At 73.2% G+C, this 12,902-nt stretch carries 12 protein-coding genes and 1 pseudogene; 3 read left to right on the top strand and 10 right to left on the bottom strand.

Annotated features, from left to right (window positions below; all coding sequences use genetic code 11):
- Positions 1–5: 5 nt before the first annotated feature.
- From ACIQ1J_RS17805 to ACIQ1J_RS17785, 5 genes are all read right to left on the bottom strand, one after another.
- On the bottom strand, positions 6–1,151 hold the full coding sequence (locus tag ACIQ1J_RS17805; protein WP_403557642.1) for a glycosyltransferase family 4 protein: 1,146 nt from the start codon (positions 1,149–1,151) through the stop codon (positions 6–8).
- Positions 1,152–1,538: 387 nt separating this feature from the next.
- Entirely contained in the window at positions 1,539–3,281 is a 1,743-nt protein-coding gene (gene recN / locus ACIQ1J_RS17800; RefSeq protein WP_403557640.1) for a DNA repair protein RecN, read from the bottom strand.
- 164 nt (positions 3,282–3,445) lie between these two features.
- A complete protein-coding gene (locus ACIQ1J_RS17795) occupies positions 3,446–4,351 on the bottom strand; it encodes an NAD kinase (RefSeq protein ID WP_121746136.1) in 906 nt (301 codons plus the stop codon).
- The gene (locus ACIQ1J_RS17790) at positions 4,348–5,163 is read right to left on the bottom strand and encodes a hemolysin (protein WP_210964371.1); all 816 of its coding nucleotides are present in this window, start codon (positions 5,161–5,163) and stop codon (positions 4,348–4,350) included. Before ACIQ1J_RS17790 ends, ACIQ1J_RS17795 begins: the two co-directional genes overlap by 4 nt.
- A 7-nt stretch (positions 5,164–5,170) precedes the next feature.
- A complete protein-coding gene (locus ACIQ1J_RS17785; protein ID WP_403557637.1) occupies positions 5,171–5,518 on the bottom strand; it encodes a hypothetical protein in 348 nt (115 codons plus the stop codon).
- 42 nt (positions 5,519–5,560) lie between these two features.
- Here ACIQ1J_RS17785 and ACIQ1J_RS17780 point away from each other — a divergent pair, with 42 nt between their 5' ends.
- The gene (locus ACIQ1J_RS17780; protein WP_403557635.1) at positions 5,561–5,908 is read left to right on the top strand and encodes a sterol-binding protein; all 348 of its coding nucleotides are present in this window, start codon (positions 5,561–5,563) and stop codon (positions 5,906–5,908) included.
- On the opposite strand, the gene ACIQ1J_RS17775 is transcribed toward ACIQ1J_RS17780, so the two are convergent.
- The 4 genes from ACIQ1J_RS17775 to ACIQ1J_RS17760 all read right to left on the bottom strand — a co-directional run bounded on the left by ACIQ1J_RS17775 (position 5,892) and on the right by ACIQ1J_RS17760 (position 10,228).
- Positions 5,892–6,731: an ABC transporter ATP-binding protein gene (locus ACIQ1J_RS17775; protein WP_210964374.1), complete on the bottom strand. Its 840-nt coding sequence runs from the start codon at positions 6,729–6,731 to the stop codon at positions 5,892–5,894. The genes ACIQ1J_RS17780 and ACIQ1J_RS17775 overlap by 17 nt on opposite strands.
- A 268-nt stretch (positions 6,732–6,999) precedes the next feature.
- A complete protein-coding gene (locus tag ACIQ1J_RS17770; RefSeq protein WP_403557632.1) occupies positions 7,000–8,037 on the bottom strand; it encodes a FecCD family ABC transporter permease in 1,038 nt (345 codons plus the stop codon).
- 14 nt (positions 8,038–8,051) lie between these two features.
- Positions 8,052–9,098 (bottom strand): iron ABC transporter permease, encoded by a 1,047-nt coding sequence (locus ACIQ1J_RS17765; protein WP_210964376.1) that lies wholly within the window; start codon positions 9,096–9,098, stop codon positions 8,052–8,054.
- Positions 9,099–9,190: 92 nt separating this feature from the next.
- On the bottom strand, positions 9,191–10,228 hold the full coding sequence (locus ACIQ1J_RS17760) for an HAD hydrolase-like protein (protein WP_403557630.1): 1,038 nt from the start codon (positions 10,226–10,228) through the stop codon (positions 9,191–9,193).
- Between the two features lie 72 nt (positions 10,229–10,300).
- Between ACIQ1J_RS17760 and ACIQ1J_RS17755 the strand changes: the two genes are divergently transcribed.
- A complete protein-coding gene (locus ACIQ1J_RS17755) occupies positions 10,301–11,593 on the top strand; it encodes a DUF1015 domain-containing protein (protein WP_403557628.1) in 1,293 nt (430 codons plus the stop codon).
- A gap of 67 nt (positions 11,594–11,660) precedes the next feature.
- Here ACIQ1J_RS17755 and ACIQ1J_RS17750 read toward each other — a convergent pair whose 3' ends face one another.
- Positions 11,661–12,425: a hypothetical protein gene (locus ACIQ1J_RS17750; RefSeq protein WP_403558214.1), complete on the bottom strand. Its 765-nt coding sequence runs from the start codon at positions 12,423–12,425 to the stop codon at positions 11,661–11,663.
- 57 nt (positions 12,426–12,482) lie between these two features.
- Between ACIQ1J_RS17750 and ACIQ1J_RS17745 the strand changes: the two are divergent.
- A pseudogene (locus tag ACIQ1J_RS17745) lies at positions 12,483–12,902 on the top strand (hypothetical protein); the annotation flags it as partial.

The raw sequence follows: 12,902 nt of genomic DNA, 5'->3' as shown, positions 1-12,902 counted from the left end.
GGCGCCTAGAGCAGCGGCGTGGGCTGCGTCAACTCGTCGTAGACGCTGAGGACCTGGGCGACGGTCTCGTCCTCGGTCGGCCAGGTGGCCGCCTGCCGTACGCCCCGCTCCTCCAGGTCCTCGCACCGTCCCGGGTCGGCGAGCAGCCGGACGACGGTGTCGGCGAAGGCCTCCGCGTCCCCGTCCGGGACGAGTTCGGCGGCGTCGCCGACGAGTTCGGGGGTGCCGCCCACGTCGCTCGCGACGAGCGGCACGCGCGCGTGTAGCGCCTCCTGGGCGAGGACGGAGCGCGCCTCCCGGCGGCTCGGCAGCAGGGCTAGGTCGGCCGCGGCCAGAAGGTCGGTGACGTCGTCGCGGCTGCCGATGAGCACCACCGGCAGGCCCTCGCCCTCGATCCGCCGCTGCAACTCCGCGCGCAGCGGGCCCTCCCCGGCGACGACGACCAGCGGTACCGGGTCGAGCCGGCGCCAGACACGGGCGGCGTCGAGCAGGACGTCGTAGCCCCGGTGCCTCTCCAGGGAGCCGACGGCGATCAGCAAGGGGCGGCCGACGGCGCCGAGTTCGGCCCGGATCTTCGGGCGCCGCCGGTCGGGGTCGTCGGGTTCGGCCGGCCGGCACGGACGGGCGGGGAGCGCGACGGGGCCGAGCCGGGCGTCCCGCGCGCCCGTTCGCCGCGCCCGGTCGACCAGCTCCGAGGTGGCGCCGAGCACCACCGTGGCGGCCTTCATCACCCGTCGTTCCAGGACGCGCAGCAGTTGGGCGCGCGCTCCTTCGGCCTGGACCCGGTCGTGCCAGGTGACGACGAGCGGAGTGCGGACCCGGCGGCCGCCGAGGGCCAGTGCGGCACGGAAGGAGGCGTGCAGCCCGTGCGCGTGCACCAGGTCGGCGTCCGCGCACACCGCCCGCAGCGCGGCGACGGAAACGGGGTCGCTGCTGCGCGGCACGTGCACGTGGTCGGCTCCGGCGCCGGTGAAGTCGTAGGTGCGTTCCGCATCGGCGGGGGCGCACACCGTCACCTTCACGCCCCGTGCGACGAGCCCCGCGGCCAGGGAGCGCACGTGCGTGCTGCTGCCGGCGTTGCCGCCGCCCAGCACCTGCACGGTGCGCAGCGGCGACTGGCCGTGCGGTGAGTGGCTGCTCACGGGGGTCACGTGGCCGGGAACTCCTGGTTCGGCTGGGGACGGTCACGAAGAAGAACGTACAGAAGGACGGTGCGGAGAGGGCGCGCCGCGCGGTTTCCAGCGCGTTACTCCGTCAAGGATGCCAGGCCGTACGGGTGTTCCGGGAACGACGACCGTCCCGTGCGGGCGGCCGTCGGGGCAACGAGGCGGGGTCGGTTCACTCACACGAGTGAGCGTGCCGCCTCGCTCACCCTCTCCCCGTACGCCGCCGCGGCCACGAGTGCGACGGCGTGCGCGGCCCCGCCATCGCCGGTTCCACCCCCGCGGGTGCGTGCACCCGGTGCCGTCCACCCGCGGCTCCGACGGGGCGCCGACCAGGCGCCGCCGACGTCCCGCGCCCCAGCCCGCCGGCCAGGCCTACGCGTCCGACCGTGCCGTCGCGAGCAGTTCCTCCGCGTGGGCCCGGGCCGTCTCCGAGTCCTCCTGGCCGGCGAGCATGCGGGACAGTTCGCGGATCCGGTCCTCGCCCTCCAGTACCTTGACGCCGGACCGGGTCACCGAGCCGTCGTTCGTCTTCTCCACCAGCAGCTGCCGGTCGGCGAACGCGGCGACCTGCGGCAGATGTGTGACGACCACGACCTGCGCGCTCCTCGCGAGGCGTGCGAGGCGCCGCCCGATCTCCACCGCCGCCTTGCCGCCGACACCGGCGTCCACCTCGTCGAAGAGGTACGTCGGCACCGGATCCGTGCCCGCGAACACCACCTCCACGGCCAGCATCACGCGCGACAGCTCACCGCCGGACGCTCCCTTGGCGATCGGCCGCGGCGGCGCGCCGGGATGCGGGGCGAGCAGCAGCTCGACCTCGTCGGCACCCGACGGCCCGTACGCGACCGCGCGTCCACCGACCTCCACGCCCTCCGGATCCTCGGTCTGCCGGATCTCGAAGGACACGCGCGCGTGCGGCATGGCGAGCGAGGCCAGCTCGGCGGTCACCGCGGCGGCGAACCGCTCGGCGGCGTCCGTCCGCGCGTCCGTCAGTGCCTGCGCCAGTCCGCCCAGTTCCGCCCGGAGCGCGTCCCGTTCGGCGGTCAGCTCGCCGATCCGCTCGTCGTCGCCGTCCAGCTCGGTCACCCGCGCGGCGCTCTGCTCGGCCCAGGTCAGCACGGCGGCGACGTCCTCGCCGTACTTTCGCGTCAACGCGGTGAGCGCGGCCCGGCGCTCCTCGACCGCCGCCAGCCGCAGGGGGTCGGCGTCCAGGTCGTCGGCGTATCCGGCCAGTTCCCCGGCCACGTCGCGCAGCAGGATCCCGACCTCGCCGATCCGCTCGGCGAGCGCGGCCAGCGCCGGGTCGTGCGACCGCACGGCGTCCAGGGCCCGCTGCGCGCCCGCGACGAGCGTCGCCGCGTCGACGCCCTCGGGGTCCTCCGGATTGCCCGCCAGGGCGGCGTGAGCGGCCGTGGCGGCCGACGCGAGCGCCTCGGCGTGGCCCAGCCGCTCCGCCTCCTCGGCCAGCTCCACGTCCTCGCCGGCCCGCGGCTCGACGGCCGACACCTCGTCGAGGCCGTAGCGCAGCAGATCGGCTTCCTGGGCGCGCTCACGCGCGCGCGTGGTGATCTCGTCCAGCTCCGTGGCGACGGCCCGCAGGCGCCGGTAGGCCTCGGCGTACTTGGCGAGCGGCCCGGCGACCGCGTCCCCCGCGTACCGGTCCAGGGCCTGCCGCTGCCGGGACAGTTTGAGCAGTCCCTGCTGGTCGGTCTGCCCGTGCACGGCCACCAGTTCGTCGGCCAGCTCGGCGAGCAGCCCCACGGGCACTGACCGCCCGCCCAGGTGAGCGCGCGACCGCCCCTCGGCGGAAACGGTACGGCTGATCAGCAGCGCCCCGTCGTCCAGCTCGGCCCCGGCCTCCTCGGCCCGGACGGCGACCGCGGCGTCCCCGGGCACGGCGATCCGCCCCTCGACGACCGCGTTCTTCGCCCCGATCCGCACGAGCGCCGCGTCCGCGCGTCCGCCCAGCAGCAGCCCCAGGCTGGTGACCACCATGGTCTTGCCGGCACCCGTCTCACCGGTGACAGCGGTGAACCCGGGCGACAGCTCGACCACGGCGTCGTCGATGACTCCGAGCGACCGTATCCGCATCTCCTCAAGCACGGACACGACCATACGAGGTCCGGGGCGGCGAGTGCGACCGGCCCACCCTTGTCACCCGGGGGAGGACATCGCCGCCGGGGGCGCGGGACCGTGCTGACAGCGGCCGCGCCGCGGGGCGTGCCCCGGCCACGGACAGCCCGCGGGCGGGGCGCGGCGGAACCACCCCTTCGAGTCAGCTAGTGCGGCGCCCCGCGCCACCCCGAAACGGGCAACGCGAACTTCGCCACCAGGCGATCCGTGAACGACGCATGGTGCAGCCGGGCCAGCCGCACCGGCACCGCCCCCCGCCGCACCTCGACCCGGGCCCCCGGCGGCAGGTCCACCGTCCGCCGCCCGTCGCACCACAGGACACCCGGCGGAATGTGCGGCAGCACCTCCACCGCGAGCACGGAATCCGGCGAGGTCACCAGGGGCTTAGCGAACAGCGCGTGTGCGCTGATCGGCACCATCAGCAGCGCCTCGACCTCGGGCCACACCACCGGTCCCCCGGCGGAGAAGGCGTACGCCGTCGACCCGGTCGGCGTCGACAGCACGATGCCGTCGCAGCCGAACCCCGTCACCGGCCGCCCGTCGATCTCCAGCACGACTTCGAGCAGCTTCTCGGCGCCGGCCTTCTGCACGGCGGCCTCGTTCAGCGCCCAGTCGGTGTGCACGATGTCGCCGTTGCGGTGCACGACGACGTCGACGGTCATCCGCTCCTCGACCTCGTACGCCCGGTTCACCACCCGGTCGACGACCTTGTCGAGGTCGTCGCGCTCGGCCTCCGCGAGGAAGCCGACCCGGCCGAGGTTGACGCCGAGCATCGGCACCCCGGACGCGCGGGCGAACTCGGCGCCGCGCAGCAGGGTCCCGTCACCGCCCAGCACGATCAGCAGCTCGCACCCGTCGAGGCACTGCGGGGTGGCCTCCCCGACCAGCTCCACCTCGCCCGGCAGCGGCAGGTCGCACGCCTCGGCCTCCAGGACGCGCACCCCGAGCCCGGCGTTCAGCAGCCCCTTGACCACGAGCTCCGCGCTGCGGATGGCCGCGGGACGCCCGGTGTGGGCGAGCAGGAAAACAGTACGAGCTCGGTTCTGTGTCAACGCGGCCCCTCCGCCACTGCACGGTCAACGTCGGCCGGGTCCAGTTCACCGGACCCGGCCCGCAGCCACAGAAAGTACTCGACGTTCCCGGAGGGACCGGGCAGCGGACTGGCGGTGACCCCCTTCACTCCGAGTCCCAGTTCCCAGGCCCTGCGGGCGACTCCCCGTACGGCCTCGGCCCGCAGCTGCGCACTGCGTACCACTCCCCCGCTGCCCAGCCGCTCCTTGCCCACCTCGAACTGCGGCTTCACCATCATCACCAGGTCGGCGTCCGGCCGCGTGCACCGCACCAGGGCGGGCAGTACCAGTCCGAGCGGGATGAAGGACAGATCCCCCACGACAAGGTCCACGGGCTCCCCATCGATCGCTTCCGGCGTCAACTCGCGTACGTTCGTACGGTCCTTGACGGTGACGCGTTCATCCTGCCGGAGAGACCAGGCGAGTTGTCCGTAACCGACGTCGACGGCGACGACGTGGGCGGCGCCCGATCGCAGCAGTACGTCGGTGAAGCCTCCGGTGGACGCGCCGGCGTCCAGCGCCCGCCGCCCCTCGACGACGAGCCCCTGCGGTACGAAGGCATCGAGGGCACCGGCGAGCTTGTGGCCGCCGCGCGAGACGTAGTCGGGGTCGCTGTCGTCGGAGGTCACCACGATCGCGGCGGCGGTCTCCACCTGCGTGGCGGGCTTGGCCGCGACGGCCTTGCCGACGGTGACCCGCCCGGCGGCGATCAGCTGGCTGGCATGCTCGCGCGAGCGCGCCAGTTTGCGGCGGACCAGCTCCGCGTCGAGACGGCGGCGTGCGACTCCTGCCACGTTCGGTTCAGCTCCTGTTTTCGTACGGCTCATCGGGCTCGCGGCCCGAAGGGCCTCGTTGAGGGGTGGTGGTCGGGTGACGGGTGGGGGCCGGAGGTCCCGGGCGGGCGTCGAGCGCGGTGAGCGCGTCGCGCAGCCCCCGGTGTACATCCTCGTACACCTCGACATGTCCGTCCGTGGCCAGGTGGTCGGCGTCGGCCAGCCGCGCCAGCCGGGCGTCCACCTCGGCGTTTCCGGTGGGGGCGCGGGGGACGTCGAGGGGGGCGGGCGCGGCGGGGTCGTGCTCCGGCGCCCGCGCCTCGGACGGGCCCCCGTCGGTTTCCCGCGCCGCCGGCTCCGGTACTGCGTCGCTCATGCCCCGACGCTACCGCGTACCGCTGCGGTACGGTCGGTCCCGATGGCGACGACTGAGGAGTGCCGCGCCGCACTCGACAAGCTCTCGGACAGCATGCGCAGTGCCGAAGGGGACGTGCGGTCGGCCGCCGAGCCGGACCGCTCGGTGAGCTGCCACATCACCGACCTGGACGTCACCTTCGCCGGGCGCATGGCGGACGGCCGGATCGACGTGCGCGAGACCCTTGAGGGGCCGCCGCGGGAGAAGGCCGAGATCAGGCTGGCGATGACCGGCGACGACCTGGTGGCCCTGGTCGGCGGCGAGCTGAACTTCGCCAAGGCCTGGGGCTCGGGCCGGGTGAAGCTGGAGGCGGGCCTGCGCGACCTGTTCCGTCTCAGGAAGCTTTTGTAGCCGCCATCTTCTCCGGCCTGCCGCCCGCTGCCCCGCCCCGCGTCCCGCGCGCGGCCGGCACCACCAGCGGCGTACCCGTCTCCGGGTCGTCGATGACCTGGCAGCGCAGCCCGAAGACGCGCTCGACGAGTTCGGCCGTGACGATGTCCTTCGGCGCGCCCTCGGCGATGATCTCCCCGTCGCGCAGGGCGATGAGGTGGGTGGCGTACCGGGCGGCGTGGTTGAGGTCGTGCAGGACGGCCACGAGCGTGCGGCCCTGCTCCTCGTGGAGTTCCGCACAGAGGTCGAGGACGTCGATCTGGTGCTGGATGTCCAGGTACGTCGTCGGCTCGTCGAGCAGCAGGAGCGGGGTCTGCTGGGCGAGCGCCATGGCGATCCACACGCGCTGGCGCTGACCGCCGGAGAGTTCGTCGACATAGCGCTCGGCGAGTTCCGAGATGCCGGTCTGGGCCATCGACTCCTGGACGACCCGCTCGTCCTCGGTCGACCACTGGCGCAGGATGCCCTGGTGCGGGTAGCGGCCCCGGCCGACGAGGTCGCCGACGGTGATCCCATCGGGCGCGATGGACGACTGCGGCAGCAGACCGAGGGTCCGCGCGACGTGCTTGGCGGGCATCGACTGGATGACCGATCCGTCCAGCAGCACGCGGCCCTGGGTCGGCTTGAGCATCCGCGACAGGGCCCGCAGCAGGGTGGACTTGCCGCACGCGTTGGGGCCGACGATCACGGTGAAGGAGTTGTCGGGTATCTCCACCGACAGCTGCTCCGCGATGACCCGCTGGTCGTAGGCGAGGGTGACGTTCTCGGCGGTCAGGCGGCTCACGTTGCTCCTTTGGTTTTGGGGGGTGCCGTTCGGATCACGTCGCGGACGCGGGGTCCAACACGCCCACCTGCGGCGTTGTCGTCACTCGCCGACTCCCCCACGCTCGGCTTCGCTCGCGCGGGGGGACCCCCATCGCGTCGACTCCCTCCTCCGCCTTGCACCTGGACGCGCCAGACCCCGCTCACCGGCGCTGAGAGGAACCGCCGATTTCCTGCAACCTGATCCGAACGGCACCCCCTGATCCCGCTGTGGGTACCGGCGCCGGCGCTCATATCCGGCCCGCCTTGCGCTCGGTGACCAGCAGCCACAGCAGGTAGACGCCGCCGAGTACGCCGGTGACCACGCCCACGGGCAGCTGGTCGGCGCCGAAGGCCCGCTGCGAGATCCAGTCGGCACTGACCAGCAGGGCGGCACCCATGCACACGGACGGCAGCAGGTTGGGGCCGGGCGAGCGGGTCAGGCGCCTGGCGAGCTGCGGCGCGGTGAGCGCGACGAAGCTGACCGGCCCCGCGGCGGCGGTGGCGGCGGCGGTGAGCAGTACGGCGGCCACCATCAGCAGCGCCCGCACGCGCTCGACGCGCACTCCGAGGGCGTACGACACGTCGTCGCCCATCTCCATCATCCGCAGCGCCCGTCCGTTGGTGAGAACGAGCGGGACGAGCACGGCGCACAGCGCGAGCAGGGGCCAGACATGGTCCCAGTCACGGCCGTTGAGGGAGCCGGTCATCCAGACGACGGCGCGGGAGGCGTCGACGATGTCCGCACGGGTGAGCAGATAGCCGTTGACCGCCGTAACGATCGCGGACATGCCGATTCCGACCAGGACCAGCCGGTACCCGTGCACGCCCCGCTTCCAAGCGAGCAGATAGATGGCGAGGCCGGTCACCAGGCCGCCCACGAGCGCACCGACGGTGACCTGCGCCGAGCTGCCGGAGAACAGGACGATCATCGTGAGGGCGCCGGCCGTCGCGCCCTGCCCGAGGCCGAGCACGTCCGGGCTGCCGAGCGGGTTGCGCGAGATGGCCTGGAACAGGGCGCCGCCCAGCCCCAGCGCGGCACCGACCAGCAGCCCGACCAGGACCCGCGGCAGCCGCAGTTCGTTGACGATGAACTCCTGACTGGCGTCGCCCTCGCCGACGAGAGTTCTGAGCACGTCCGCGGCCGGTATCTCGAAGTCGCCCGTGCCGATGAGTACGACGCTCGCCGCCAACGCGACGACCAGCAGCAGCACGACGACGACGGTGGCCCGGACGTCCAGCCGGAACGAGAGCCCGCCCGGGCTCCGCACCGCACGGTTGGTCTTCACGGTTCTCCCGGTCTTCACAGCTGTGCCGTCCTCCGCCGTCGTACGAGATAGATGAAGACCGGCCCGCCCAGGACGGCGGTGACGATACCGACCTGAAGCTCCGAGGGCCGCGCGACGATCCGGCCGAGGACGTCCGCTCCCAGAAGCAGCACGGGCGACAGGATCGCGGCGTACGGCAGGATCCAGCGCATGTCGGGCCCGGTGAAGGAGCGGACGATGTGCGGGACCATCAGTCCGACGAACACGATCGGCCCGCAGGCGGCGGTCGCGGCCCCGCACAGCACGGTCGCCGCGAGCATGGACAGCGCCCGGGTGCGGTTGAGATCGGCACCGAGGGCCCTGGCGGTGTCGTCGCCCATCTCCATGGCGTTGAGCGGCCGGGAGAGCGCGAGGGCAAGGACCGTGCCCGCCACGAAGAACGGGAGCACCTCCTTGATGGTGCCGTTCGTCGCCGACGAGAGCGAACCCACCGTCCAGAAACGCATCCTGCCCAGCGCCGCGTCGTCCATGATCATCACGGCCTGGAGATAGCCGAACAGCGCGGCGCTGATCGCGGTGCCGGCCAGCACCAGCCGCACCGGCGTGGCCCCCCGGCTGCCGCCCAGGAACCAGACCAGCGCGCCGACCCCCGCCGCACCGGCGAAGGCGAACCACACGTACCCGGTCAGCGAGGTGACGCCGAAGAAGGTGATGGCCGTGACGACCGCGGCGGAGGCGCCCGCGTTGATGCCGAGCAGCCCGGGATCGGCCAGCGGATTGCGGGTGAGCGCCTGCAGTACGGCGCCCGCGAGGCCGAGCGCGGCACCGGCGAGCAGACCGAGCACGGTCCGCGACAGCCGTTCGCTCACCACGACGTCGCCGTATGTGCCCGAGTCGTGGAACAGGCCGTGCCAGACCTGCGCCAGTGACAGGTCCTTCGCGCCGATCGCGATACTCGTCACCGCGATGAGCACCAGGACCGCCGCCGAGACGGGCAGCCCGACGGCACGTAGGACACGGCGCTTGGGGGGCGGCGCGGGGGCGGTCTCCGCGCGCTGTTCGGGGGGACTGTCGACCAACACGCAGTTAGGTTAGCCTACCCTGCCAATCGATCACGATCCCGAGGATCTCTCCCCGCTCCGCACGCGGCCGGGCCCCTGCCCCGTACGACGACTCACAACCCCAGTCGCGCCAACGCCTTCCCCGAGTCCAGTCCGCACCCGGCCTCCCCGCCCGCCGTCCAGGCCGCAGCGCACAGCGCACGCAACCCGTCCAGCGCCGCGCCGTCGCCCTCCAGCTCCAGCCGTTCCTCGCGGGCCGTGGCCGTCCAGCCACCGCAGTGGAACCCGAGGTTCCCGTCTCCGCCGCCCGTGACTTCCGGCTGCCCGGTGAGCAGCCCGCGCAGATCGGCGTCGACATACGTCGGCCGGTGCTGCGGCGGTGCCGCCAGCAACTGCGCCCCGCCGGTCACGCCGGTCAGGACGAGCAGCGAGTCGACCTCACCGTTGAACGCGCCCTCGATGTCCGTGTCCAGCCGGTCGCCCACCACCAACGGCCGCTGCGCGCCGGTGCGCAGGATCGTCTCCCGGTGCATGGGAGGCAACGGCTTCCCCGCGACCTGCGGGTCGGCGCCGGTGGCGATCCGCACGACCTCCACCGCCGCGCCGTTGCCCGGCGCGATCCCGCGGGCGCCCGGGATCGTCAGGTCGGTGTTGGAGGCGTACCACGGCACACCGCGCGCGATGGCGTAGCAGGCCTCCGCGAACCGCCCCCACGGCAGCTCGGGCCCGCCGAACCCCTGCACGACGGCCGCCGGATCGTCCTCCGCGGACTCCACGGGCTCCAGGCCGCGCTCTCGCAGCGCCACCCGCAGCCCGTCGCCGCCGATCACCAGTACCCGCGCCCCCGACGGCACCTGCTCGGCGATCAGCCGGGCCACCGCCTGCGCCGAGGTGATGACGTCGTCGGCACCCGTCGGTATGCCCAGCTCGGTCAGATGCTCGGCGACCGCGTCAGGGGTCCGGAGCGCGTTGTTCGTGACGTACGCCAGACGCATGCCGCCCGCGCGGGCCGTGGCGAGCGAGTCGACCGCGTGAGCGATCGCGTTCCCCCCCGCGTACACCACGCCGTCCAGGTCGAGCAGCGCCGTGTCGTACGCCTCGCTCAGGCCCCGCCCACTGCCCTCGGGCCTCGTCCTGACGCTCCGGCTCATTGCACATCGCTCCTCGTTCGACGCCTTTCCCCCGATCATCCCCCATGCCACTGACACACGTACGATGCCGGGATGAACACAGCAGGTCACCCGGAAGCAACGGCGCGCCGGGGCCTGGAACTCACCCCGTTCCGAGGCCTCCGCTACGACCCCGACCGGGTCGGCAGCCTGGCCGCCGTGACGTCCCCGCCCTACGACGTCGTGGTCCGCCCCGACGGCCTGCTCCACCTCGAGTCCGCCGACCCGTACAACATCGTCCGGCTGATCCTGCCCCAGGCCGCCACGCCCGGGGCGCGCAACGACCAGGCCGCCCACACCCTGCGGCGCTGGATGGCCGAGGGCGTCCTGACCGCCGATCCCGAACCGGGCCTGTACGTCTACGAACAACGCGACGGCGACGGCATGCTGCAACGCGGCATCATTGGCGCCCTGCGCGTGTCGGACCCGTCGGAGCAGGTCGTCCTGCCGCACGAGGACGTCATGCCGCACGTCGTCGCCGACCGCGCGGCGCTCATGCGGGCCACCTGGGCGAACCTCGAACCCCTGCTCCTCACCTACCGCGGCGACGGCCCCACCGCGGCCACGACCACCGTCGTGGAACGCACCGCCGAGCGGCCCCCGCTGCTCTCGACGACCACGGAGGACGGCTTCTGCCACCGCCTGTGGTCGGTGACGGACCCCGACGACCTGTCCCGCGTCCGGTCGGAACTGGCGCGGCACCAGGCCCTCATCGCCGACGGCCACCACCGCTGGGCGACCTATCGCACGCTCCGCGCGGAGCACCCTTCCCCCAGCCCCTGGGACCACGGCCTGGTCCTCCTGGTCGACACGGCCCGCTACCCGCTCCGGGTCCGCGCCATCCATCGCCTCCTGCACGACCTCCCGGTGAGCGACGCCGTGGCCGCCCTGGACGGCCACTTCCGCGTCCGACGCCTCGACACGCCGCGGGCCGCGTCCATGGACGCCCTGGCGAAGGCGGCCGAGGCGGGCAACGCCTTCCTGCTCGCCGGCGACGGCGCCTTCCATCTCGTCGACCGGCCGGACCCCGGCCTGCTGGCCCGCACGGTCCCCACCGATCGCCCCGAGGCCTGGCGCACTCTGGACGCCACGGTCCTGCACGCCACCCTCCTCGCCCACGTCTGGCACGTCCCGGACGACTCCGCCGCCCACATCTCCTACATCCACCACACGGCGGCCACCGTCGAGAAGGCCGAACGCGACGGCGGCACGGCGGTACTGATGCACCCGGTGCGTGAGGAGGTCGTCCGCGAACTGGCCCAACAGGGCGTCACGATGCCCCGCAAGTCGACGTCCTTCGGCCCGAAGCCGGCCTCGGGCCTGGTACTGCGCGCGCTGGACCTGTGAGCCGACACGACGAAGGGGCGGAACCGTAAGCCGGTCCCGCCCCTTCGTCGTCGTCACGCCACGGCCGTCAGTCCTTCTCGCCGTCCGCGTCCTTGTCCGCGCCCCTGTTCTCGGCGGAGGGGCTCTCCACGCCGCCCTCGCCCTCGCGCTCCTCGTCAAGGGCGTCCATGAACTCGACGCCGTCCAACTCGGCGAGGCGGTCGGAGGCGTCCGTGCTGCCGTCCCGGTCGGACTCCACGGCCTTCGCGAACCACTCCCGTGCCTCCTGCTCCCGGCCGGCGGCCAGCAGCGCGTCGGCGTAGGCGTACCGCAGTCGCGCGGTCCAGGGCTGTACGGAGTTGGAGGCCAGCTCGGGGCTCTGCAACGTCACGATGGCCGCGTCCAGCTGCCCCATGTCACGCCTGGCGCCGGCCGCGACGAGCCGCATCTCGACCTGACCGGCCTTGTCCAGCTTGTGCACCTCGGGGGCACCGGCCATGTCCAGCGCCTTCTCCGGCCGACCGAGCCCACGCTCGCAGTCGGCCATGACCGGCCACAGCTCGACGGACCCGGTCATCCGCCGCGCGGCCCGGAACTCGGCCAGAGCCTCGCTGTACTTCTGGTTGGCGTACGCGGCGAACCCGCCCGCCTCCCGTACGGCGGCGACACGGGACGCCAGACGCAGAGCGATCTTGGAGTAGGCGTACGCCGCCTCCGGGTCCTCGTCGAGAAGCCGGGCGACCATCACCAGGTTCCTGGCGACGTCCTCCGCAAGCGTCTTGGGCAGACTCTGAAGCTCCTGCCGTACGTCCTTGTCGATCTCGTCGCCGGTGACCTCCTCGGGAATCGGCAGGCGCTTGATCGGCTCGCGGTCCCGGTCCCGGTCCTCACGGAAACGGCCACCGCCGCCGTGCCGGTCGTCACGCCCTCGGAAACCACCGGGACGCCCGCCGCGGTCGTCACGCTGCGGCCCACGGCCCCCACGGTCGTCCCGGCCGCGGTACCCACCACGCTCACCACCGCGACTGTCGTCACGCCGACCGAAGCCGCCGCGCTCGCCACGATTGTCGTCACGACGGAAACCACCACGATCGCCACCACGGTCGTCACGACGGTAAGGGGGCCGACCGCCGCGGTCGTCACGGCGGTCACCGCGATCACCACGGTCGTCCCGACGGAAGGAGGGACGGTCACCACGATCAGCGCGATCATCGCGACGGAAGGAGGGGCGGTCGCCACGGTCGCCGCGGTCGTCGCGACGGAAGGGCGGCCGGTCACCGCTGCGGTCGTCACGACGGAAGGAGGGACGGTCACCACGGTCGCCGCGGTC

The organism is Streptomyces sp. NPDC097107 (assembly GCF_044762405.1).
In the GTDB taxonomy this organism is placed as follows: domain Bacteria; phylum Actinomycetota; class Actinomycetes; order Streptomycetales; family Streptomycetaceae; genus Streptomyces; species Streptomyces thinghirensis.
The sequence above is the reverse complement of the archived record's forward strand: the minus strand, read 5'-3'. Positions and strand labels throughout refer to the sequence as shown.

Excerpts from the sequence above, each read along its gene's own strand:
- recN (WP_403557640.1), bottom strand. The coding sequence starts at position 3,281 with ATGGTCGTGTCCGTGCTTGAGGAGATGCGGATACGGTCGCTCGGAGTC.
- ACIQ1J_RS17785 (WP_403557637.1), bottom strand. The coding sequence starts at position 5,518 with ATGAGCGACGCAGTACCGGAGCCGGCGGCGCGGGAAACCGACGGGGGC.
- ACIQ1J_RS17780 (WP_403557635.1), top strand. The coding sequence starts at position 5,561 with ATGGCGACGACTGAGGAGTGCCGCGCCGCACTCGACAAGCTCTCGGAC.
- ACIQ1J_RS17760 (WP_403557630.1), bottom strand. The coding sequence starts at position 10,228 with ATGAGCCGGAGCGTCAGGACGAGGCCCGAGGGCAGTGGGCGGGGCCTG.
- ACIQ1J_RS17755 (WP_403557628.1), top strand. The coding sequence starts at position 10,301 with ATGAACACAGCAGGTCACCCGGAAGCAACGGCGCGCCGGGGCCTGGAA.